The 19,980-nt window shown below is 55.9% G+C and carries 22 protein-coding genes; 8 read left to right on the forward strand and 14 right to left on the reverse strand.

Features of this window, described 5'->3' with window-relative positions:
• Positions 1-8 precede the first annotated feature (8 nt).
• The 9 genes from gspK to gspC are packed head-to-tail and all read right to left on the reverse strand — an operon-like array spanning position 9 to position 8,333.
• Positions 9-1,019: a type II secretion system minor pseudopilin GspK gene (gene gspK / locus ACNQ0W_RS01155; RefSeq protein WP_047718679.1), complete on the reverse strand. Its 1,011-nt coding sequence runs from the start codon at positions 1,017-1,019 to the stop codon at positions 9-11.
• Positions 1,016-1,663, reverse strand: coding sequence for a type II secretion system minor pseudopilin GspJ (gene gspJ, locus ACNQ0W_RS01160; protein ID WP_062932108.1), 648 nt, complete (start codon positions 1,661-1,663; stop codon positions 1,016-1,018). Before gspJ ends, gspK begins: the two co-directional genes overlap by 4 nt.
• Positions 1,660-2,040, reverse strand: a complete 381-nt coding sequence (gene gspI, locus ACNQ0W_RS01165) for a type II secretion system minor pseudopilin GspI (RefSeq protein ID WP_045348025.1) — start codon at positions 2,038-2,040, stop codon at positions 1,660-1,662. The genes gspJ and gspI overlap by 4 nt, the downstream gene beginning before the upstream one ends.
• Positions 2,033-2,518, reverse strand: a complete 486-nt coding sequence (gene gspH / locus ACNQ0W_RS01170; RefSeq protein WP_047051794.1) for a type II secretion system minor pseudopilin GspH — start codon at positions 2,516-2,518, stop codon at positions 2,033-2,035. The genes gspI and gspH overlap by 8 nt, the downstream gene beginning before the upstream one ends.
• Entirely contained in the window at positions 2,518-2,967 is a 450-nt protein-coding gene (gspG, locus tag ACNQ0W_RS01175; protein WP_047051793.1) for a type II secretion system major pseudopilin GspG, read from the reverse strand. Before gspG ends, gspH begins: the two co-directional genes overlap by 1 nt.
• Before the next feature lie 3 nt (positions 2,968-2,970).
• Positions 2,971-4,179, reverse strand: coding sequence for a type II secretion system inner membrane protein GspF (gene gspF, locus ACNQ0W_RS01180; RefSeq protein WP_062932109.1), 1,209 nt, complete (start codon positions 4,177-4,179; stop codon positions 2,971-2,973).
• Positions 4,179-5,657 (reverse strand): type II secretion system ATPase GspE, encoded by a 1,479-nt coding sequence (gene gspE, locus ACNQ0W_RS01185; RefSeq protein WP_062932110.1) that lies wholly within the window; start codon positions 5,655-5,657, stop codon positions 4,179-4,181. Before gspE ends, gspF begins: the two co-directional genes overlap by 1 nt.
• A 14-nt stretch (positions 5,658-5,671) precedes the next feature.
• Positions 5,672-7,588, reverse strand: a complete 1,917-nt coding sequence (gene gspD / locus ACNQ0W_RS01190; protein ID WP_062932111.1) for a type II secretion system secretin GspD — start codon at positions 7,586-7,588, stop codon at positions 5,672-5,674.
• Positions 7,589-7,601: 13 nt separating this feature from the next.
• Positions 7,602-8,333: a type II secretion system protein GspC gene (gene gspC, locus ACNQ0W_RS01195; protein WP_062932112.1), complete on the reverse strand. Its 732-nt coding sequence runs from the start codon at positions 8,331-8,333 to the stop codon at positions 7,602-7,604.
• A gap of 300 nt (positions 8,334-8,633) precedes the next feature.
• On the opposite strand from gspC, the gene ACNQ0W_RS01200 reads away from it, so the two are divergent.
• Entirely contained in the window at positions 8,634-10,196 is a 1,563-nt protein-coding gene (locus ACNQ0W_RS01200; protein ID WP_062932113.1) for an ExeA family protein, read from the forward strand.
• Complete coding sequence (locus ACNQ0W_RS01205) at positions 10,196-10,828, forward strand: hypothetical protein (protein WP_062932114.1); 633 nt, start codon at positions 10,196-10,198, stop codon at positions 10,826-10,828. Before ACNQ0W_RS01200 ends, ACNQ0W_RS01205 begins: the two co-directional genes overlap by 1 nt.
• 3 nt (positions 10,829-10,831) lie before the next feature.
• Here the strand turns inward: ACNQ0W_RS01205 and ACNQ0W_RS01210 are convergent, their stop codons facing one another.
• The 3 genes from ACNQ0W_RS01210 to ACNQ0W_RS01220 form a co-directional block, all read right to left on the reverse strand.
• Entirely contained in the window at positions 10,832-11,455 is a 624-nt protein-coding gene (locus tag ACNQ0W_RS01210) for a helix-turn-helix domain-containing protein (protein ID WP_062932115.1), read from the reverse strand.
• Positions 11,456-11,724: 269 nt separating this feature from the next.
• Entirely contained in the window at positions 11,725-12,555 is an 831-nt protein-coding gene (locus ACNQ0W_RS01215; protein ID WP_062932116.1) for an N-acetylmuramoyl-L-alanine amidase, read from the reverse strand.
• Positions 12,552-12,875: a heavy metal-binding domain-containing protein gene (locus tag ACNQ0W_RS01220; protein WP_062932117.1), complete on the reverse strand. Its 324-nt coding sequence runs from the start codon at positions 12,873-12,875 to the stop codon at positions 12,552-12,554. Before ACNQ0W_RS01220 ends, ACNQ0W_RS01215 begins: the two co-directional genes overlap by 4 nt.
• A gap of 97 nt (positions 12,876-12,972) precedes the next feature.
• On the opposite strand from ACNQ0W_RS01220, the gene ACNQ0W_RS01225 reads away from it, so the two are divergent.
• From ACNQ0W_RS01225 to artJ, 6 genes are all read left to right on the forward strand, one after another.
• Positions 12,973-13,491 (forward strand): lipoprotein, encoded by a 519-nt coding sequence (locus ACNQ0W_RS01225; protein WP_015571007.1) that lies wholly within the window; start codon positions 12,973-12,975, stop codon positions 13,489-13,491.
• A gap of 226 nt (positions 13,492-13,717) precedes the next feature.
• The gene (gene artP, locus ACNQ0W_RS01230) at positions 13,718-14,446 is read left to right on the forward strand and encodes an arginine ABC transporter ATP-binding protein ArtP (protein WP_006809439.1); all 729 of its coding nucleotides are present in this window, start codon (positions 13,718-13,720) and stop codon (positions 14,444-14,446) included.
• Positions 14,447-14,464: 18 nt separating this feature from the next.
• The gene (gene artI, locus ACNQ0W_RS01235) at positions 14,465-15,196 is read left to right on the forward strand and encodes an arginine ABC transporter substrate-binding protein ArtI (protein WP_062932118.1); all 732 of its coding nucleotides are present in this window, start codon (positions 14,465-14,467) and stop codon (positions 15,194-15,196) included.
• A gap of 6 nt (positions 15,197-15,202) precedes the next feature.
• Positions 15,203-15,919 carry an arginine ABC transporter permease ArtQ gene (gene artQ, locus ACNQ0W_RS01240; protein WP_062932119.1) on the forward strand — a complete coding sequence of 239 codons (717 nt, stop codon included), beginning with the start codon at positions 15,203-15,205 and terminating at the stop codon, positions 15,917-15,919.
• Positions 15,919-16,587 (forward strand): arginine ABC transporter permease ArtM, encoded by a 669-nt coding sequence (gene artM, locus ACNQ0W_RS01245; protein ID WP_003858369.1) that lies wholly within the window; start codon positions 15,919-15,921, stop codon positions 16,585-16,587. The genes artQ and artM overlap by 1 nt, the downstream gene beginning before the upstream one ends.
• Before the next feature lie 179 nt (positions 16,588-16,766).
• The gene (gene artJ, locus ACNQ0W_RS01250) at positions 16,767-17,498 is read left to right on the forward strand and encodes an arginine ABC transporter substrate-binding protein ArtJ (RefSeq protein WP_015571008.1); all 732 of its coding nucleotides are present in this window, start codon (positions 16,767-16,769) and stop codon (positions 17,496-17,498) included.
• 76 nt (positions 17,499-17,574) lie between these two features.
• On the opposite strand, the gene ACNQ0W_RS01255 is transcribed toward artJ, so the two are convergent.
• The gene (locus tag ACNQ0W_RS01255) at positions 17,575-19,044 is read right to left on the reverse strand and encodes a sensor histidine kinase (RefSeq protein WP_062932120.1); all 1,470 of its coding nucleotides are present in this window, start codon (positions 19,042-19,044) and stop codon (positions 17,575-17,577) included.
• Entirely contained in the window at positions 19,028-19,735 is a 708-nt protein-coding gene (locus ACNQ0W_RS01260; protein WP_045142262.1) for a response regulator transcription factor, read from the reverse strand. Before ACNQ0W_RS01260 ends, ACNQ0W_RS01255 begins: the two co-directional genes overlap by 17 nt.
• Positions 19,736-19,980: the final 245 nt, after the last annotated feature.

The raw sequence follows: 19,980 nt of genomic DNA on the forward strand, positions 1-19,980 counted from the left end.
TACTTTTCTTATTCAATCATTCGGTAACGACGCTGCCACGTCACGATCTCACCGGCTTCGTTATTCACCTGAAGCTGGCTGACCACGCGAAGCGTTAATTCATCGGTATTGCCGGTGTAATTCACGCGGAAGTACCGGCTGTTTATAGAAAATTGATCCGCCACCTGCGGGAGATCGTCTTTTAACTGCGGGAAGGCCTGCTCCAGCGCTTTGCTGAACGCTTCCATATTTTCCCAGCCCGATTCCGGACGCGCATCCAGCAGGCGAACGGCGTCATCCCGCGTGAGTTTTCCCGGGAACATGGCCGCCAGCACGGCGGCCTGTTCCGGTTGCAGGGTGTTGACATCGATCTTGCTGGCAGCGTCCGGCAGCGCGCATAACAGCTTGCTCACCTTCGGATACGCCGTAACAGGGAACGCCGGCAGCAGTTTGATTTCCGCGATGCTGCGCATCATCTGATTTGCCGGTTGCCGCGCGGGCACGACGCCAGCCCACGCATCGCTTTCGGCCCCCTCTTTCGCCGTGGTGCTGTCGCCATCGAGATAATCCACCAGCTGGAAATAGACCGCCTCCGCCGTGCCCGGGCTGAGGCCGCTTTCCGTCAGGAGTTGTTCAACAATCCGCTCTTTACGCGGTTTTTCCGCCACCGCGGGAGCGCTTTGCCCCTGGGGTGCGACGTCGGCGGTCAACAGGTTGTTGACGTTAAAGCAGTCCTGCGCATCTTCCACCTGGCTCACGACCGTATAATCTTCACCCTGCGTCTCCAGCGGCTGATGCCAGTCGCCGTCCAGGGCCAGCGGCTTGCTCTCGCCGCTGGCGTCGGTCTGTAACCGGTCCTTCACCACTTTTTCCTGGGCCTGCATCGCCCAGCGCAGCTGCTGCTGGCTTACCTGATAATGCGTTTTCTGCAAATTACGGCAGAACTGCTGGCTGATTTTGGCGGCCAGCGCCGACATCATCACCAGCAAAATCAGCACCACCAGCAGGGCGACGCCCTGTTGTTGACGGATCCGCTTCATGGTCTGGTCTCCGGCGCAGGCGCTGCATCCGGGGTCGGCGCAGGCGCGTCGGCGGCTTTCTCTGGCGCCGCGGCAGCGGCCACCTCCGGCATATCACCCGGCGTGGTGAACACCCAGCGCCAGGTATCCCCGTTTTCCATCGTCAACGTAATCTCCACGCCGTCCGGCAGATGGGCGGCGTCGTGCCAGGCTGTCAGCCAGCCCTGACGATAAAAACGCCACTGCAATGATTTTACGCCGCTGACAATCGGCACTTCGTCAGGCTTAACGTCCGCCGGGCCGTCAATGACCGGCCAGACGTCGCGATACAAACGCCCCTCTTCCAGCCGCCAGCGCACGCGCTCCAGCTGGACCGTTCCGCTCACGCCATTCAGGGTGGTCAGTTCAAGGGTATCGCCCTCCTGACGAAACAGCTCCGGCTCATTACGCGGGGCGCGCGCCTGAAGCTGGAAAAAATCACGCTCCATCAGACTCCAGGCACGCTGAAGCTGGTTGAGCTTTGCGGCGCTGGCATCCGTCGCCGAGCTGGTACGCATCGCGCCGTCCAGAATTTGCCAGGCCAGGGTGCTGATCACCGCGAAGATAGTCAGCGCAATCATGATTTCCAGCAGGGTAAAACCGCGCTGGCGTCGCGTTTTCTTCACTTGCTCTCTCCCGGCGGAATGATGCGCAGGGAAATAACCGGCTGGCTCTCATCGCCTTCCGCATACACGCGTAGGGTATTCGCCCAGACGTTGTCGGCGGTTTTCACCCGCTGCTTACGCCAGTTCCAGCTGCGGCCGCCCATGATTTCCGTCCCCTGCTGTTCAGCATCCGGGAAGTCGGTTTTCGTGAGCTGTGCTTCCGCCAGCTGGTTTTCCGCCACCCAACTGGCCTGCAAGGTATCGGCCAGGCCATGAGTAAAACGCACGTTCAGGGAGACCGAGTTCATCAGCGCCAGCGCGGCGGTGGAGAAAATCACCAGGGCGACCATCACCTCCAGCAGCGTCATCCCCTTTTGCTTTTTGTTGCCGTTAGCCATCGTTTTCTACCGATACCGGCGCCGCACCTTGCGACACCACGCGGAAATGGTGCTGTTTGTCGTAACTTTGCAGCGTCAGCGTAAAGCGGCTGATTTCACCGTCCGGTAAAAAGATCACCTGCGGCTCGGACGTCACCGTCGCGGCCAGGCGCTGCGGCGAGAGCGACACGTGCATCTCTTCCGGAAAATCACCTTTGGTGGTAATGCGTCCGGCAGATAATGGCACCCAGTGACGCTCGCCATTTTTATCGGCGATCGTCACCAGCTGATATTTATCGGTGGTGATCACCAGCCCGACAATATTTCCGTCCATCACCGCACGGTCTGAACCATAATCAACGAGCGCTTTTAATTGCTGGCCAAATATATCCGCGCCGCTGCGCGAAGGAATGGTGGATACCACCATCATGGCGCAACTGGCAAATATCACCAGCGCCAGAATAATTTCCAGCAACGTAAAGCCGCGTTGATTTTTCATTATTTCTCTTTCTTATCCAGAGACCAGTTGGTAATGTCATCGGCGGTATTGGCTTCGCCGTCCGGACCGGCTGAGAAGACGTCCACCGCGCCGTGTTCACCCGGGCTTACCAGAATATAATCATTGCCCCAGGGGTCCTGCGGCAGGCGACGGATATAGCCGTCCGTGCGGTAGCCGTTCGGGATTGGCGCGATTTCAGGTTTGGTCACCAGCGCCTGCAAACCCTGCTCTGTGGTCGGGTAGCGGTGGTTATCCAGCTTGTACATATCCAGCGAGCCTTCGAGCGCGACAATATCGCTGGTTGCTTTTTGCGTATCAGCTTTTTCCTTATTGCCCATTAAATTTGGCACCACCATACTCGCCAGTACGCCGAGAATAACAATGACCACCATTAATTCGAGCAATGTAAAGCCCGCCTGGCGAGCCAGGTTTTTACGTTTTAAAGCCATGATTTAACCTACCATATTATTAAGTTGCAGAAGCGGTTGTAATATTGACAGCACGATGAATAAAACAATCGTCGCCATGGATACCACCAGCGCCGGTTCAAACACCGACAGCGTTAATGTAATTCGATGTTGTAAGGCCGATTCCTGGTTTTCCGCCGCGCGATCCATTAAATTACCTAATTCCCCGCTCTCTTCGCCGGAGGCAATCATATACAGCATGGTGGGCGGGAATAATTTCGCCTGTTCCAGCGCCGCATACAGCGACGCCCCCTGGCGCACGGTGTCGGCGGCCTGCTCCAGCACCTGCCGGGCATAGAGGTTTTCGATACCGTCCATCGCGATATACATCCCCTCCAGCAGCGGCACGCTACTGGCCTGCAAAATGCTCAGGGTACGGATATAGCGGGCGCTGTTGATGGCGCAGACCAGCTTTTTAATCGGCGAGCCGTTCACCAGCCAGCTGTGCCAGCGAAAACGGTTTTTGGCATTCCTCAGCCAGGTTTTGAAGCCGATAAAGCCGCCGCCCAGAATGCCCACAATATAAATGCCCCAGGCTTGCAGGAAATCACTGACCGCAATCAGCGTCCGGGTGGTGATCGGCAGCTGCTGCTTCATGTGGGTGAACTGCTCAATCACCTGCGGCACCACCGCCACCAGCAGGATGCTGATAACCGCGATGGCGACCACGGTGAGGGTTATCGGGTAGACCATTGCCTGCGTCAGCTTGCTTTTCATCTTCTGGCGCTGCTCGTTGTACTCCGCCAGCTTTTCCAGCACGTCGCCCAGGTGACCGGTTTTCTCCCCGGCCATCACCAGCGTGCAGTAAAGCTTGTCGAAGGTGCGCGGAAACTGGCTGAAGGCATCGAACAGGGTGTGGCCTTCCACCACCTTCTCGCGGATCTCCACCACCATCGCCGCCAGCTTTTTGTCTTCCGTCTGCTTCGAGATCGCTTTCAGCGCGCTCTCCAGCGGCAGCGCGGCGTTGACCAGCGTCGAAAGCTGACGGGTAAACATCGACAGCACCGGGGTGGAGAGCTTCGCCCCGGTTTTCGCTTTCCCGCCTGCCGCCGCCTCGCGGGTTTCGGTGATGCTGACGGGCATCAGCTTTTGCTCGCGAAGCCACTGGCGAACCTGCTTCTGCCCCTCGGCCTGTAACGTCCCGCGCTGGGTTTTCCCCGCGGCATCCGTCGCTGTCCAGGCGTAGAAAGCCATTACGCATCCCCCCCACGCTCGGCGGTGACGCGCATGACTTCTTCCAGAGACGTCACGCCGCTAATCACCTTCAGCAACCCGTTTTCACGCAGGCTGTAGGCCTGCTTAAAGAGCTGCGTTTCGAGGGACATTTCGTCCTTATCTTCATGGATGGCGCGGCGCATGGCGCTGTCCACCACCAGAAATTCATGGATACCGGCGCGGCCCTGATAGCCGCTCTGACGGCACTGTTCGCACCCCACCGCGCGGTAAATCGCTTTTGGCGGCGCGTCAATAAAGCTGAACAGCGCTTTTTCATTGGCGTCCAGCGGACTGGTGGTGCGGCAGTGCGTACACAGCCGACGCACCAGACGCTGGGCAATGACACCGAGCAGCGATGAACCGATTAAAAACGACTCCAGCCCCATATCCCGCAGACGGGTTATCGCCCCTGCGGCACTGTTGGTGTGCAGCGTCGACATCACCAGGTGACCGGTCAGCGACGCCTGCACCGCGATCTGGGCGGTCTCACCGTCGCGAATTTCCCCGATCATCACCACGTCCGGGTCCTGACGCAGAATCGCGCGCAGCCCGCGGGCAAAGGTCATGTCCACGCGCGGGTTAACCTGCGTCTGCCCCACCCCTTCCAGCTCGTACTCAATCGGATCTTCCACGGTCAGAATGTTGCGTTCGTGGCCGTTCAGCGCCGACAGTATGGCGTAGAGCGTGGTACTTTTACCGGAACCCGTCGGGCCGGTAACGAGGATGATCCCGTGCGGGCGGTCGATCAGCCCTTTCAGCTTCTCCAGCTCTTCATCAATCAGCCCCAGCTTGTTGATGTCGGGCTTGAGATTGCTTTTATCGAGCAGGCGCATCACCACGCGCTCGCCGTACTGGGACGGAATGGTCGAGACGCGCACGTCGATCGCCTTGCGACCGATGCGCAGAGAGATACGGCCATCCTGCGGTAGGCGTTTTTCGGCAATGTCGAGTTTTGACATGACCTTGATACGCGACACCAGCAGCGGGGCGAGCTTACGCGCCGGTTGCAGCACCGGGCGCAGCACGCCGTCAACGCGAAAGCGAATGCTCAGGGTGCGCTCGAAGGTTTCGATATGAATATCCGACGCGCCGTCCTTCACCGCCTCGCCGAGAATGGCGTTGATCAGGCGGATCACCGGCGAGTTTTCGTCGTTATCGAGCAGATCTTCGTTATCCGGGATCTCCTCGGTTAACGCCATCAGATCGATATCCGCGTCCATATCGTCCACCAGCTGCTGCGACACGCCGCTGCTCTGCTGCCAGATTTTAGCCAGCATCTCGTCAAACGCTTCCGGCGCCAAGGTGATCGGGACGAACGCGCGTCCCAGCACCCGGCGCACCTCCAGCAGTGCTAATGCCGGGGTGTCCTCACGGATATAGACGTCATTGTTGTAAAGCAGAACGCCGTTATCTTTTGCGTAGTTACTGCTACACAGGGTTTTACTCAATTCGTCCACGGTATCCCTCCGCCTTACTCTTTAAACGGATTGCGTGCCGCGGAGGTTTTCGCGGGTGCGGCGCTGGCGGCAGGGAACGCTGGCAGTACAGCGTTGTCCGTCGGTTCAATAATGCCCAGCTTCTTCTCTTCCGCTCGCTGCATCTGGCGCACCCGGATCTGGTCATATTTCTCTTTCGAGGCTGCGCTGTAGTTGTCGTCGTCACGCAGGACGGTGGTATGAATAAACACCATCAGGTTGCGTTTGGAGGTATCCTGCGAGGTGTAGCGGAACAGCTGACCGACCAGCGGGATATCGCCGAGCAGCGGCACTTTGGAGACCGACTGTTTGGTCACATTTTCCATCAGGCCGCCGAGCACCACCGTCTGACCACTGTGGACCATCACTTCGTTATTGATCGTGCGCGTGTTGAAGGTTGGGCCGAGGCTGGAATCTTCCGTCGCGCTGTTGTCAACGCTGGACACTTCCTGCTCAATCTTCAGGTGGATCATGTCGCCATCGTTGATTTGCGGCACAATCTTCAGCTTGGTCCCCACGGTTTTACGCTCAACGGAGTTAAACACGTTGTCGCCGCTGGTGGTTTGCGAACCGGAAAGCACCGGCACATCCTGACCGACGTTGAACGACGCTTCTTTGTTATCCAGCGTGACCACGCTTGGCGTGGAGAGGATGTCATTTTTACCGTCGGTAGAGAGCGCGGTCATCAGGGCGCCAAAATCACCGTTGAAGAAGCCGGTTGCCAGGCCAGTGAAGCTCGCCCCCTTCATGGTGCCATTTTTAATCTGGCTGATTGGCAGGCCGGTAGCGCCAAACTGCACGCCGCCGTGTTTGCTGGTCCACTGCACGCCAAGATCCAGGCCGTTGCCGTCCTGCACTTCGGCAATGATCGCTTCCACCAGCACCTGCGGACGGCGAATATCCAGCTTGTCGATCACCTTCTCCAGGGAGTTCATCACGTTAGGCTGCGCGGTGATCACCAGGGAGTTAGTTGACTCGTCGGCGGTAATATTCAGGTCGGTTGAGGCGCTCGCGGTTTTCGCTTTGGCCGCGCCCGGCTTGTCTTTCAGCTGCTCGCCAATCCCGGTCAGCACCGGCACCACTTTGGTGGCGCTGGCATATTTGAGGTAGAAGACGCGGGTGTTCCCCTCGTTATTCTGCTCGCGATCCAGCTGATGGATAAGGGAACGGGTACGCGCCCGCGCATCTTCCGAACCGCTGATCACCAGGCTGTTGGTTTCGTCATCCGCCACCACCTTGGTCGCCAGCTGCGGCGCGTTCTGTCCTTTCTGCTCTTCGTTGTTGAGGTTATTCAACATTTCCGAAAGCTCTTTGGCAGAGGCAAAGCGCAGCGGGACGATTTCGCGGCGCTGAATGCCGTCTTTATCGACGCGCTGCACCAGATCCACCAGGCGGTTCACCACCGAGGCTTTACCGGTTAACAGCAGGACGTTGGACGGCTCAAAGTGCACCACGTTCCCGATGCCGGTGGCATCGTTGAGCTGACGCAGCAGCGGGGCCAGTTCGCGAACGGGTACGTTTTCCATGCGCACCACGCGGGTGATGATCTCGTCACCTTTGCCCGGGTTCTTGCTGTCAGCCAGCGGCGCACCGGCGGTACGCGCCACGCTTGAGCGCACCACTTTGACCATGCCGTTATCCATCGGGATCACCGACAGGCCGTAGAGATCCAGCACGCTCAGAAAGAACTGGTAGTACTCATCTTCCGTCAGCACGTTGTAGGTTCGGACCGAGACGGTTCCCTGGACGGACGGGTCGACCAGAATGGTTTTGTTGAGATTGCGACCTACCGTATCGATAAACTCGCGAATATCAGTATTTTTAAAACTCGCGCTAAAGTTAGCTGCAAGCAGCGAACTGGAATATAACGACAATGCGGTCAGCGCCACGCACGCCCAGGGAAATTTTTTCATGTCTGCACACTTGTTAATTGTTTAGAACATTAACCCGAATATTTTCAAGGTGAGCGTGACGCCGTACGACGACCTCCGCTTCTTTCATTTTCGACCAGTTGGCAATAATGCTTTTCGCTTTTGCTTCATCGGTCATATCGACAGAGTTAACCTGAATCGCCACATCGCCTTTTTCCAGACCTGACTGACTGTAAAAGGCGGAGGCATTCCTTGGATTTATCCTGTAGCCTTCCAGTCGGCCTTTTTCAATGATGGGTTTTAACACCAGATAATCATCAAGATGCAAACTGTCTGCGCCAGCATCTTTCGTCGATTTTGTAACCGGGCCGCTATCCACGCCACCCTTAAAATAGTCCGGTTTATTTAACGCCAGTACCTGCGTAGCACCTTCATAATTAACCACCACATTATCTTTGTTTATTTCCTGAATAAATGCGTCGTTAAATCCGGCGAGAGGTTCACCCTCACGGTAGCTTCGCTGACCGCCTGGGGTTTTGATAACAGCGAAGGAGAGCCAGGCGTCATCACTGCGCACAATGCCCTCTATCTCCGCTGCCAGCGGGGCTTTTGCCGCATCCGGTAAGTTCTCCTGACGGACGGCAGCCGTAAAAAGCGTAAAGGGTTTCTCTTCGCGCGTTTTTTTCAGCGGCTGTAGATCAGATTTAGCCAACTTATTCGTAACTTTTTTATAATCTTTTAAGGTGAGATACCCTTGCTGGCCGCTAAAAATGAGCAGCACAAACATAATACAAGGCGTTATCCACCGTGACAGAAATGAGAACCTCATTTTTTATCCGGCCTATAGCAAAGCAAAAATAAGCAGCGTCATACTGCGCCAATATGGAGGAAAATAGTAATAAGCTGTTGCAAATACGACCACTGACTTCGCCACCAACTTTCATACAGAAAAATATTGACCGTATAAAATCCAGATGTTAGGCGCGGCCAGCTGGATATTTTTACCCTGTCTGCAAATTGACCGCTCATGGGCTTTACCTTACTTTCTGCTGCTGTTGCTATTCCTAATCAGAGACGGTCAGTCGTTATGTATCAGAGCCACTTTAATTTTAAAAATCCGCCATTCAGGACAATCACCCGTTTATCCGGTGATTTTCTGGTGCCTTATCATCAGGACGTGTTCAACCTGCTGAAAGAGAAAACCCAGCTGGCGGGAATTATCGGGCTTTTTTGCGACGACGCTCCGCTTCTGAGCCACTTCATCGACGCGCTGAAAGCCAGCAACCCTACCGTTCTTGCCATCAACGCGTTTCCCAAACTGAGTGCCAGTAGCCTGCTGTACAAACTCAACCCGGGAACGAAAGCGATTAAAGATCGCATGCAGGCGGTGGATGCCGTCCTGCGCCAGTGGCAGGAGGGGAAAGCAAAATCCCGAGTGCTGACGATCGCCCATTCCGAAGCCATGAAGGAGAGCTGCCGTGAAGTCCTGGGCACGCTGCTCACGCGCGCCCAGGAGCTGAACTTCCGGCTCGCCGTGGTGCTGACGGGCACGGCGGATCAGGAGCACCTGCTAAAGCAATCTGAACTGCGCGAATATACGCACACCCATCATGTCCTGCGCCCCCTCACCTGCCGCGAATACCTGAGCTATGTGCAGGGGCAGTGTGAAGAGCACGGCTGTGAACATTCGCCGTTGCCGCCTGCCCGTGTGCGCAAAATGCACACGCTGACCAAAGGCAATATCAGCAAACTGAACGAACTGGCACACCTGTCAATGCTCGCCGCCTGGACGGAACGCGCGGCGCAGGTCAGCCCACGCCATTTACGTCTGGCGGCGGGAGAGATCCTGCCCGCCCAAAAACACGGTAAGCGCCTGGCGACCGTGGGGCTGTTTGCATCCGTGCTGTTTGCCGCCTGCGGCTGGTATTTTTCCTCGTCGATCGGCGCGCGCCTGCCGTTCCAGCTGCCGGTGCCCGTCAGCTGGAAACAGCAGACGCCAAAACCTGAGGCAGCCGTAGTGCCGGTTATCGACAACGAAATGGTTAATCAGCCGGATGCGATGCATCAGCTTTATCTCATGTGGGGGTATGACGCCTCGGCTGAAGATGCGCTGTGCCAGAACGCCGCCAAAGTGAATCTGATGTGTAAACAGGGGAACGCGTCGCCGGAGACGCTGGCGCAGGAAGGTTATCCGTGGGTCAGTGAACTGAAAACCAGCGACCATCTTAACTATGCGGTGGTCGCCAGGGTCGGAGAGACGTCCATTGACCTGTTAATGAATAACCGGACCTGGCAGGTGAGCCGCAGCTGGTTTAACCGGCACGCGACCGGCAACTTCACCCAGCTGCACCGCCTGACACCGGAAGGTAAAGACGCGATCGGCGCGGCCAGCGACAGCAAAGACATGGCCTGGCTGGATCAGCAATTAAGCCTGGCGCTGAGCCAGCCTGAAACGCATGCCCGGATCTGGACCGCAGAGATGATGAAACGCACCCGCGAGTTCCAGCAAAAAATGCATCTGCACGTGGATGGCATCCCCGGGGAAGATACGCTGATGCAGCTGATGCGCGTGACCAACAGCACGCCGAGCGTACTGATTCAGGCCACCCGCACCACCCCGGACGCGAAAATGCAGGAGAAGAAAGCCTAATGTCGACCATCTGTCTTGCGGCCCAGCGCAGCTATACAACCGGGGAAGCGGTCTGGTTTTCGTACCGTCTCCCCAGCCTGAAAAACATATTCGGCAAAACGGCGTTATGGCTGGTCGGGCTTTGCGCCATGCTGGTTGTCGGCCTGTATATGCACATCTACTGGAACCTGCGCCACCCGGCGCCTGAACCGGTCAACGCCAGCGTTGCGAAACCGGAAACGCAGCTTTCGGATATGCATTACGTATACGTGAGTAAACCGTTCCCGCATCCGCAGCCTAAAGTTGCGCCAGTGCCTGTTGATGTTCCACCGATGCAGGATCTGCCGATCAACAGTGATGATGCCGACTGGCAGCAGGCGCCCGACGGCGCGGTGCCGCACGATACCTCGCGGGATACCTTACCCGGAACCGAGGCGCATGAGCACGATATCGCTCCCGTCAGCGCGAGCAGTGAAGAGTCATCATTAACAGAATTATTTAAGCAGGCGTTAAAAGAGCAGGAGCAGGATTATTCTCAAGGAAAAATTCCCGCGCCGCCGGTTGACGAAACGCAGGATAATTCACAAGCGAGTGTAAAAAACAGTGGAAATAGCCGTTCTCCTTTCAGTGAAAAAGAAGAACGGCGGGAGTAGGCATTAATATTTTTCAGGCAGTGCGGTAAGGTTAAGCAGTCGTCCTTTTTCCACCACAATATATTGACCTTTTTTCAGGTCGGAGAGGATTTTGATAATGGTGCTACGTGCGAGGTTAGTGTATTCCTGAATGTAATCATAAACGTTAATATCACGTTGCTGATGAACAATCAGGTCGTTAATCTCATATAAAAATTCACGAACAACAGAATACGCACTGCGGGCAACCAGAACATCATCACGTTTGCTCATCAGGCATATGTACCAGGACAGGACTTTAGTCAGGTCAGGCCACAGATTTTTTTCGGTCATCAACTGGGCGAAGACCTCTTTCTTGATCGAGCGAACGACCGTATTCGTCCGGACAAGGCCGTACATATGGGTGGCGTTGTAATACATTGACGACAGGCCGAAAATGCATTGCCCGGTGACGGTGAACATGCACAGTTCGTCAGATTCACGTCGAAATTCGACCTCGCCGCTGACGATAATATGAATATAACCGGAATCAGAAGTGGAAATTTTCTGCCATTTTTTTAACGTTTTTTCTTCAACGCCTGCGGTTGCAGAAATAATTCTTTCCATTTCATATTGTGGACGTAATTTTTTTCCATAGATGCTTAACATTGTTATACCCGATTCAAGATGTGATTTTTTAAAATAAGATGGCCGCGGCGTTTACGCCGAACCATAAATTTTTACCTGATGAAAATTTCAAGAATAAAAATAAAAGAGTAAAGTTTTTAATTAATTCGCTACATTACTTAGCGCGCTATGTGTCCATCTTAAATCGGGATAATTTTAAGTCAATTAACTAAAAATGAAATGAGTTTGTACTTAGGATTAATCTGATAGAAACCTAAGAAAATATACCCATTCGAGGGTAATCCGAAGGTTTACCCCTGCCCGTATTTCTCTAAAAGTGCTTCGGCAATCGCCATAGTTTCCACATCCGCGACGCCATTCCATAACTGCGGACGGAAATGCATCTGGAAAACCATGATGATGCGTTTTTGCTGTGCGGGCGTGCTGTTTTCTGGCACCTCGTAACCGTAGCGCGCCAGCAGATCGAGCAGCGCTGCGGTATCAACCTGCTGATAATGCGGTCGGCCATTGATATAAAAATTCACCCGCGCCGGATCGGGCCAGGTTCCGATACCCTGCTGCGCCAGCTCGCGCCACGGAAACAGCGGGCCAGGATCGTCTTTACGCTGCGGGGCGATATCCGAGTGTGCCACCACGTTCTGCGGTTTTATGTCGTAGCGGGCGATGATGTCTCTGGCAAGCGGGATCAGCGCCGCAATTTGCCCCGGTTCGAAGGGGGTAAAGGTTTTCACGCCATCGGTTTTCCGCCAGCCGCGGTTTTCCAGCTCAATGCCGACGGAGGTATCATTTATGCGGTTGGTGCCACGCCAGAAGCTGATGCCCGCATGCCAGGCCAGCTCGCTCTCCGGGACCAGCTGCCAGATACGCGGTTTGCCCTGCGGAGCCGGGGGCTTTGCGGGGATGAGATAGTGAGAGCTGACGTTTTTATCGGTCAGGGTCGCAAGCGAGGTGTCGAAATCGTCGGCGGTGTAGTGAATAACCAGCACTTTTATACGCGGGTAGGCCGCCTGCGCCTGATGGCGCGTATCCAGCTCGTACGCGCCTTTATCAATGATGCCCTCTTCCGAGGCGCATCCTGCCAGCAACATCGCCAGCAGGAGGGTTGAGAGCGAACGCTTCATCGACGGGTTTTCACCGCCGTGCCGCTTACGCTCACCATCAGCATGCTGGCATCTTTCCCGACCGTTTCGTAGTCGATATCAATGCCTACCACCGCATCCGCGCCCAGCGCTTTGGCCTGCTCGCCCAGCTCCTTAAACACAATGTCACGCGCTTTACGCAGCTCTTTCTCGTACGCGCCGGAACGCCCCCCGACGATATCCCGAATGCCGGCAAAGAAATCGCGGAATATGTTCGCGCCCAGAATCGCCTCACCGGTGACCACGCCGCAGTACTCGGTAATCGGTTGACCTTCCAGGGTTGGCGTTGTTGAAAATTGCATACTTTCTCTCCTTCTTTAGCGTTCAATGCGTTAGCGACAGCATTATCGGTTCGTTACGCTATGATTGAAAGGATAGTTAATAAATAAGGAAATCAACATGCGCTACTCTGCTTTAACGCTTTTAGTGCCATGCGCGCTGGTGCTCAGCGCCTGCACAACGCCGGTCACGCCAGCCTTTAAGGATATCGGAACCCGCAGCGGCCCTTGTATTGAGGGTGGCCCGGATGCCGTGGCGCAACAATTTTATGATTACCGTATTCAGCATCGCGGTAATGACCTGACCGCCCTGCGCCCGTACCTGAGCGATAATCTGGCGAAACTGCTCACCGACGCTTCGCGCGATCCGCAGCACAACGCCCTGCTGTCATCCGATCCGTTCTCCAGCCGCGCCACGCTGCCGGACAGCGCCGACGTCGCCAGCGCGTCCACCATACCGAATACCGACGCACGCAATATTCCCCTGCGCGTGAAGCTCACCCAGGGGACGCAAACCTGGCAGGATGAGGTGCTGATGATCCGTGAAGGCCAGTGCTGGGCAATAGACGATGTGCGCTACATTGGCGGCAGCGTTCATGCCCCGGCGGGCACCCTTCGCCAGTCGATCGAGAACCGCTAACGCCTCCGTTCAATAAACGTTAACCCCGTAAAATGTCCGGCATTTCCAGCGGAATGCCGACATTTATACTCGCCCCCCTTTCCCGTCGCTATTTTGTGCTATGTTTAAGAGGAAACACGGGTTATATTTAACTTTTAACGCAGAAATATTGCATAACTATTCTGTCAACGGTACTATCTGCGGCCTCAATTGCTATAGATTGCCTGGATGAGTAAAGACTGCCCCGATGAGTATTAAACTAAACGGCATTAACTGCTTCTACGGCGCACACCAGGCGCTGTTCGACATTACGCTGAGTTGCCCGGAGGGCGAAACGCTGGTTTTGCTCGGCCCAAGCGGCGCGGGAAAAAGCTCCCTTCTGCGTGTTCTTAATCTGCTTGAAATGCCCCGTTCGGGGACGCTGGCCATCGCCGGTAACCATTTTGACTTCGCGAAAACCCCGTCTGATAAAGCGATTCGTGAACTGCGTCAAAACGTGGGCATGGTTTTCCAGCAATACAATCTCTGGCCGCATCTGACGGTGGTGCAAAACCTGATTGAAGCCCCGTGCCGCGTGCTTGGCTTAAGCAAAGACCAGGCGATGGCGCGTGCTGAAAAGCTGCTGGAACGTCTGCGTCTGAAACCGTACAGCGACCGGTATCCTTTACACCTCTCTGGTGGTCAGCAACAGCGTGTGGCGATCGCCCGTGCGCTGATGATGGAGCCAGCGGTGCTGCTGTTTGACGAGCCGACCGCGGCGCTGGACCCGGAAATTACCGCCCAGATCGTGAGCATCATTCGTGAGCTGGCGGAAACCAACATTACCCAGGTCATCGTGACCCACGAGGTGGAAGTGGCGCGCAAAACCGCCAGCCGCGTGGTCTATATGGAAAACGGATATATCGTTGAGCAGGGTGACGCGAGCTGCTTCACTAACCCGCAAACCGATGCCTTCAAAAACTACTTATCACACTGATGTGTTAGGGAAACTATAATGAAAAAAGTATTGATTGCCGCGCTGCTTGCTAGCGTCAGCCTTTCCGCTACCGCAGCCCAGACCATCCGTTTCGCCACTGAAGCGTCCTACCCTCCGTTTGAATCCATTGATGCGAACAACAAGATTGTTGGCTTCGACGTGGACCTGGCAAATGCCCTGTGTAAAGAGATCGACGCGACCTGTACCTTCAGCAACCAGGCGTTCGACAGCCTGATCCCAAGCCTGAAGTTCCGCCGTATCGACGCCGTGATGGCCGGTATGGACATCACGCCTGAGCGTGAAAAGCAGGTTCTGTTCACCACCCCTTACTATGACAACTCGGCCCTGTTCATCGGTCAGAAAGGTAAATACGCCTCCGTTGACCTGCTGAAAGGCAAGAAAGTCGGCGTGCAGAACGGCACCACGCACCAGAAATACATCATGGATAAGCACCCGGAAATCACCACCGTGCCGTATGACAGCTACCAGAATGCGAAGCTGGACCTGCAAAACGGTCGTATCGATGCGGTGTTCGGGGATACGGCTGTTGTGACTGAATGGCTGAAAGCGAACGACAAGCTGGCCGCCGTAGGTGACAAGGTGACCGATAAAGACTACTTCGGTACAGGTCTGGGTATTGCCGTACGTCAGGGCAACACCGAGTTGCAGCAGAAATTCAACGCTGCGCTGGAAAAAGTGAAGAAAGACGGCACCTACGAAACCATCTACAAAAAATGGTTCCAGAAGTAATTCCTGATGAATGAAATTTTTCCTTTAGCAAGCGCCGCCGGGATGACCGTCGGCCTTGCCGTTTGTGCACTGATTATCGGCCTCGTACTGGCGATGTTCTTTGCGGTGTGGGAGTCCGTTAAGTGGCGCCCTGTCGCATGGTTCGGTTCAGCGCTGGTGACTGTGCTGCGTGGACTGCCGGAAATTCTGGTGGTCCTGTTTATCTATTTCGGCTCCTCACAGCTGCTGTTAACGCTGTCGGACGGCTTCACGATTAATCTCGGCTTTGCGCAGATCCCGGTGCAGATGCAGATTGAGAACTTCGACGTCAGCCCGTTCCTGTGCGGCGTGATTGCGCTCTCCCTGCTCTATTCAGCCTATGCGTCACAAACGCTGCGCGGCGCGCTGAAAGCGGTGCCGCAGGGTCAGTGGGAATCCGGTCAGGCGCTGGGCCTGTCGAAAGCGGCGATCTTCTTCCGCCTGGTGATGCCGCAGATGTGGCGTCATGCCCTGCCAGGGCTGGGTAACCAGTGGCTGGTACTGCTGAAAGATACCGCGCTGGTGAGCCTGATCAGCGTGAACGATTTGATGTTGCAAACCAAAAGTATCGCCACCCGTACGCAGGAGCCGTTTACCTGGTACATTGTGGCGGCGGCGATCTACCTGGTGATCACGTTGCTGAGCCAGTACGTTCTTAAGCGTATTGACCTGCGCGCAACGCGTTTTGAACGGAGACCAGGCTGATGCTGGATTATTTACCCGAACTGATGAAAGGGCTGCACACCAGCCTGACGCTGACCGTCGCGTCTATCATCGTAGCGCTGATCCTGGCGCTGATCTTCACCATCGTCCTGACGCTGAAAACGCCGGTGCTGGTGTGGATTGTCCGTGGCTACATTACGCTCTTTACCGGTACGCCGCTGCTGGTGCAGATCTTCCTGATTTACTACGGCCCGGGCCAGTTCCCGTCGTTACAGGAATATCCGGTTATCTGGCATCTGCTCTCTGAGCCATGGCTCTGCGCCCTGATTGCCCTCTCCCTGAACAGCGCGGCCTATACCACGCAGTTGTTCTACGGTGCGATCCGCGCGATCCCGGAAGGCCAGTGGCAGTCCTGCGGAGCGCTGGGCATGAGCAAGAAGGATACGCTGGCGATCCTGCTGCCTTATGCCTTTAAGCGCGCGCTCTCTTCCTATTCCAACGAAGTCGTTCTGGTGTTCAAAAGTACCTCTCTGGCCTACACCATCACCCTGATGGAAGTGATGGGCCACGGACAGCTGCTGTACGGACGCACCTACGACGTAATGGTGTTCGGTGCGGCGGGTCTGGTCTATCTGGTGGTCAACGGTCTGCTGACCCTGATGATGCGTCTTATCGAGCGTAAGGCGCTGGCGTTTGAGCGCAGAAATTAATCGTCTTAATGCATAAAGCTGTTGTTACGGTGCGGATAACCTGATGGGTTATCCGCATTTTTTTATGCATTAAATAATATTTAATCATATTTATTGCATATAAATTCATTGAGTGGCATTGTACATCCATGCCGCAGACACGGCGCATAATGACAAGACAGACAGACGGGAGCATTACAATGAAAAAGTTAGTTCTGGCCGCATTACTCGCAACCTTCGCCGCTGGCGCATCCGCCGCCGATAAAATCAATTTCGGCGTTTCTGCCACCTATCCGCCGTTTGAATCGCTGGATGCCAGCAACCAGATCGTCGGCTTCGACATCGACCTGGCGAAAGCGCTGTGCAAGCAGATGCAGGCCGACTGCACTTTTACTAACCACGCGTTTGACAGCCTGATCCCGTCCCTGAAATTTAAAAAGTACGACGCGGTGATCTCCGGCATGGACATCACGCCAGAGCGCAGCAAGCAGGTCGCGTTCACCGACCCGTACTACGCGAACTCTGCGGTGGTGATTGCGAAGAAAGGAGCTTATAAATCTTTCGACGAGCTGAAAGGCAAGCGCATCGGCATGGAGAACGGCACTACGCACCAGAAATACCTCCAGGACAAGCATCCTGAAGTGAAAACCGTGGCCTATGACAGCTACCAGAACGCCATTATCGACCTGAAAAATGGCCGTATTGATGGCGTATTTGGCGACACCGCGGTCGTGAATGAGTGGCTGAAAACCAACCCGCAGCTGGGTACAGCGACGGAGAAAGTGACCGATCCGCAGTATTTCGGCACTGGCCTCGGTATTGCGGTACGTCCGGATAACAAAGCCCTGCTCGAGAAACTGAACGGCGCGCTGAAAGCGATCAAAGCTGACGGCACATACCAGAAAATCAGCGAGCAGTGGTTCCCACAATAACCTTTTTTGCCGGGTGACCTGGCCTACGGGGGTGGTCTGTAGGCCGGGTAAGGCGAAGCCGCCACCCGGCAATTTCTTAAAGCGGCACAAAGAACCTGAACCGCGCCCCGCTCACGGACTCCATCAGCCTGATCCCCCCGCCGTGCAGCTCCAGCATTCTTTTCACGATTAACAGCCCTAACCCGCCCCGGTGCTCCCGCGAGGCCTGCGGATTTAACGCTGACGGTCGCTGGAACAGATCGTCCCGTAATGCGACATCAACACCCGTTCCGCTGTCGGCCACTTCAACCTGCAACCGATCGTTCTCCTGCCATACCGCCAGACGAATGTCTCCGCCTGCTGGGGTATGGCGTATCGCATTATCCAGCAGATTCGTCACCACCCGTTCAATCATGGAGACATCGGCGAACACCTGCGGCAGCGGACCCGGCACGTCAATGTGCAGATTTAACTCACGCGTGCGGGCAGCGAGTTCAAACTTCTGCGCCACGTCGGAAATCAGTTCAGCCATGGCAAAACGCTCGCGCTGGGGCTTGATGCCGCCGTGCTCAAGACGCGCCAGCTCGAATAGCTGCTGCGACATATGGCGTACCTTTTGCCCCTGACGCAGCGCGGTAGCGAGGTACTGCTGATGCTCTTGCGGCGACAGCGTGGCGGATTTCAGCGACAGCGTTTCCAGATAACCCAGCAGCGACGTCAGCGGGGTGCGTAAGTCGTGGGAAATGTTGGCGATAAACTCCCGGCGCTGGCGGTCGCTGTCGGCCAGCCGATCCCACTGAGAGGTGATTTTGCGCGCCAGCTCGATAAAGGTATTGCGCAGGATCGCCACTTCATCCTCTCCGGCAGGCTCAAGCGGCTGGGCCGCCAGCTGCTTAATCGCGCTGATGCTGTCCTGCTCCAGCCCGGCCACGTTCAGCGTGAGCTGTTTAACCGGGCGCGTCACCCAGTACCAGAGCAACACCCCCGCCAGCAGACCAAACAGCGCCACCAGCAGCATCGACCACAGCGCCGTACTCCAGAGCGCTTTGTGCCAGGCCATCTCCGCCAGCGCGTTGGACTCCTCCCCCTGCAAAATAATGTACAGATACCCCTTCAGCTCACCGTCCTGTCGCAGCGGGGTGGCGCTGAAGACTTTCTTATTCTGGCTTCGGGGATCGTCGCCAAACACCGGCATCACCGTCCCGCCCAGGAAATTCTGTATCGGCGCGAGGTCAATTTTTTGCCGCTGAATGTGCCCCGGCGGGGCGGCATCGGCCAGGATATCGCCATCTGGCGAGACAACATACAGCTCGACGCTGGGATTAAAGGTCATCAGCCGGTCGAACAGCGGTTTTAAGGCGCTGCGATCCACCCTGCCCTGCGCATCCAGAATCGCTTCCCGCTGCACAATCTGCTGCGCCAGCCCGCCGGAGAGCCGCTGCACCATCGCATTGCCGTACTGCATGCTACTGTAGAGCTGCACCGCACAGGCGACGGTGGCGCAGAGCAGCAGTAACGCCGTAAACAGCAGCGTCAGGCGCTGGCTCATGCTAAAGCGACGCATCATGATCCTGCTCCGCAAATTTGTAGCCTTTGCCCCAGACGGTGCGAACGATCTCCGGCTCGGCGGCATCTTTCTCTATTTTGATGCGCAGGCGGTTAATGTGGGTGTTGACGGTGTGTTCGTAGCCTTCGTGCTGATACCCCCACACCTGCTCCAGCAGCGCCAGCCGCGAAAAGACCTCTCCGGGATGGCGGGCAAAGAAATAGAGCAGTTCAAATTCGCGCGGGGTGAGATCGACGTGTTGACCGTTAAGGCGCACGGTGCGCGCCAGCGGATCGATAGTCAGTCCGTGCGCCTGAATAATGCCGTCCGTCTGCGCCTGGCCCATCGCCTGCTGACGGCGAAACAGCGCCTTAATGCGGGCAATCAGCTCCTGCACCGAGAAAGGTTTTGCCAGATAATCATCCGCCCCGGTTTCCAGGCCGGTAATACGGTCAGTTTCACTGCTGCGGGCGCTAATGATGATAATGGGCAGGTAGCGGGTCATCTGGCGGATACGGCGGCAAATCTCCAGACCATCAACATTCGGCAGCATCAGATCGAGGATCACCGCGTCCCACGGCTGTGTTTCAAGACGCTGTAAGGCGTTGCCCCCGTCGGGCTCGTGGGTAATGGCGTAGCCTTCATCTTCCAGGTTAAGACGCAGGAGTGCCGCGATATCGTGGTCATCTTCTACCAGCAGGATCTGCTTCATGGGTAAGCCTTCAATCATTTGTTATGACGTAAGCTTACCTGATTTCGAGCGGGGGAAGAGTTCACATTTTGTTGAAGATTGTGCGGGGTTTATGCCGGGTGGCGGCTTCGCCTTACCCGGCCTACGCTTTGGTTAACAACGTGAGCTGACAGGCTATTTTGCCGACCAGTTGAAAGCGCCACGCTGGCTTAAAACAGAGGCGGGAGTCGCATTCATGGGTTGAGCAAACAAAGCCGGGTGGCGGC

This window comes from Enterobacter cloacae complex sp. 6730903 (genome assembly GCF_048283985.1).
In the GTDB taxonomy this organism is placed as follows: Bacteria; Pseudomonadota; Gammaproteobacteria; order Enterobacterales; family Enterobacteriaceae; genus Enterobacter; species Enterobacter hormaechei_C.

Excerpts from the sequence above, each read along its gene's own strand:
- ACNQ0W_RS01220 (WP_062932117.1), bottom strand. The coding sequence starts at position 12,875 with ATGCAATTTTCAACAACGCCAACCCTGGAAGGTCAACCGATTACCGAG.
- artI (WP_062932118.1), top strand. The coding sequence starts at position 14,465 with ATGAAAAAAGTATTGATTGCCGCGCTGCTTGCTAGCGTCAGCCTTTCC.
- gspF (WP_062932109.1), bottom strand. The coding sequence starts at position 4,179 with ATGGCTTTCTACGCCTGGACAGCGACGGATGCCGCGGGGAAAACCCAG.
- gspH (WP_047051794.1), bottom strand. The coding sequence starts at position 2,518 with ATGAAAAATCAACGCGGCTTTACGTTGCTGGAAATTATTCTGGCGCTG.
- artM (WP_003858369.1), top strand. The coding sequence starts at position 15,919 with ATGCTGGATTATTTACCCGAACTGATGAAAGGGCTGCACACCAGCCTG.
- gspK (WP_047718679.1), bottom strand. The coding sequence starts at position 1,019 with ATGAAGCGGATCCGTCAACAACAGGGCGTCGCCCTGCTGGTGGTGCTG.
- ACNQ0W_RS01210 (WP_062932115.1), bottom strand. The coding sequence starts at position 11,455 with ATGTTAAGCATCTATGGAAAAAAATTACGTCCACAATATGAAATGGAA.
- gspG (WP_047051793.1), bottom strand. The coding sequence starts at position 2,967 with ATGGCTTTAAAACGTAAAAACCTGGCTCGCCAGGCGGGCTTTACATTG.
- gspC (WP_062932112.1), bottom strand. The coding sequence starts at position 8,333 with ATGTTTGTGCTGCTCATTTTTAGCGGCCAGCAAGGGTATCTCACCTTA.
- gspI (WP_045348025.1), bottom strand. The coding sequence starts at position 2,040 with ATGGCTAACGGCAACAAAAAGCAAAAGGGGATGACGCTGCTGGAGGTG.
- artQ (WP_062932119.1), top strand. The coding sequence starts at position 15,203 with ATGAATGAAATTTTTCCTTTAGCAAGCGCCGCCGGGATGACCGTCGGC.
- ACNQ0W_RS01200 (WP_062932113.1), top strand. The coding sequence starts at position 8,634 with ATGTATCAGAGCCACTTTAATTTTAAAAATCCGCCATTCAGGACAATC.
- ACNQ0W_RS01225 (WP_015571007.1), top strand. The coding sequence starts at position 12,973 with ATGCGCTACTCTGCTTTAACGCTTTTAGTGCCATGCGCGCTGGTGCTC.
- gspD (WP_062932111.1), bottom strand. The coding sequence starts at position 7,588 with ATGAAAAAATTTCCCTGGGCGTGCGTGGCGCTGACCGCATTGTCGTTA.
- ACNQ0W_RS01255 (WP_062932120.1), bottom strand. The coding sequence starts at position 19,044 with ATGATGCGTCGCTTTAGCATGAGCCAGCGCCTGACGCTGCTGTTTACG.
- ACNQ0W_RS01215 (WP_062932116.1), bottom strand. The coding sequence starts at position 12,555 with ATGAAGCGTTCGCTCTCAACCCTCCTGCTGGCGATGTTGCTGGCAGGA.
- artJ (WP_015571008.1), top strand. The coding sequence starts at position 16,767 with ATGAAAAAGTTAGTTCTGGCCGCATTACTCGCAACCTTCGCCGCTGGC.
- artP (WP_006809439.1), top strand. The coding sequence starts at position 13,718 with ATGAGTATTAAACTAAACGGCATTAACTGCTTCTACGGCGCACACCAG.
- ACNQ0W_RS01205 (WP_062932114.1), top strand. The coding sequence starts at position 10,196 with ATGTCGACCATCTGTCTTGCGGCCCAGCGCAGCTATACAACCGGGGAA.
- ACNQ0W_RS01260 (WP_045142262.1), bottom strand. The coding sequence starts at position 19,735 with ATGAAGCAGATCCTGCTGGTAGAAGATGACCACGATATCGCGGCACTC.